Source organism: Paenibacillus sp. oral taxon 786 str. D14 (assembly GCF_000159955.1).
GTDB lineage: Bacteria > Bacillota > Bacilli > Paenibacillales > Paenibacillaceae > Fontibacillus > Fontibacillus phoenicis.
Genome location: NZ_GG696033.1, coordinates 1 through 885 on the forward strand (window position 1 = coordinate 1; position 885 = coordinate 885).

Here is an 885-nt window from a genome sequence, read left to right on the forward strand (position 1 = left end):
TCTTTTTTCTATCGCTTGAAACGAAAGAACTTTAAGCCCTGAATTCCGTTGGGGCTTAAGGTTCTTTTTGCTTTTTTCGACGATGCGAAGGTTCTAAGTTTGTCCTTTCCCCGATACACATGAAGTAAAAAACGGATGGGGAGGCGATTGGCTTGAAGATCTTGAAGCGCTGGGGAGTAGGGCGCTCGAACCTGGCTCACAGGAAAGATGCGATGGCATATAAGCGAGAACTGTACGAAGAAGTGATCAACGCATTAAAAGAGTGGGAGCGGGCCAGCATCGCTTTTCAGGAGGCGGTAGGGCATGATGAAGTGGACGTGGCGATCTACACCCTGGAGGCGGCTGAACGCAGGTATCAAATTCAACTGAAGGCGGCGAAGCAGGCGAAGGTCGATTGGGATGCCTTTCGGAATGGTTCATATTTTGGCTAAGCTCAAGACCATTTGATTATGAGGTGAGTGAAAATGAAACTGGTACTAATCGGTACGTTAGTTGTGTCATCGGCTTTGCTGCTGTACATTTTATTTTCGCGTAAAATCGGATTAGCATGGCTTTCGCGCTTGGGGTTACATGTTGTGCTTGCGGCGCTTGGCCTTTATGTGATTAATTTCTCCGGTTTATTAACCGAAGTGTATATCCCGTTAAATCCGGTGACGTTAAGCACGGTATTGGTTCTTGGACTTCCCGGCGTCGCGCTGTTGGTTGGCCTAAAATTAACCATGATCTAGGAGTTGACGGAGCTTCAATTTCTGTGGTACATTATAAATCGCTTCTCCGAGAGGACAAGCTGGACAAGACCTTCCGATGATGATTTTAAAAAAAGGTCTTGACTAAAGAGAAGACACTGTGATATATTATAAAGGTCGCTGCTGAAACAAAGAACGG

Annotated in this window: 2 protein-coding genes; both read left to right on the plus strand. The window is 46.0% G+C overall.

Features of this window, described 5'->3' with window-relative positions:
* Positions 1-212 precede the first annotated feature (212 nt).
* Complete coding sequence (locus tag POTG_RS22550) at positions 213-431, plus strand: hypothetical protein (RefSeq protein WP_051135041.1); 219 nt, start codon at positions 213-215, stop codon at positions 429-431.
* 33 nt (positions 432-464) lie between these two features.
* The gene (locus tag POTG_RS22555) at positions 465-728 is read left to right on the plus strand and encodes a pro-sigmaK processing inhibitor BofA family protein (protein ID WP_016314602.1); all 264 of its coding nucleotides are present in this window, start codon (positions 465-467) and stop codon (positions 726-728) included.
* The last annotated feature ends 157 nt before the right edge of the window (positions 729-885 follow it).

Excerpts from the sequence above, each read along its gene's own strand:
- POTG_RS22555 (WP_016314602.1), top strand. The coding sequence starts at position 465 with ATGAAACTGGTACTAATCGGTACGTTAGTTGTGTCATCGGCTTTGCTG.
- POTG_RS22550 (WP_051135041.1), top strand. The coding sequence starts at position 213 with ATGGCATATAAGCGAGAACTGTACGAAGAAGTGATCAACGCATTAAAA.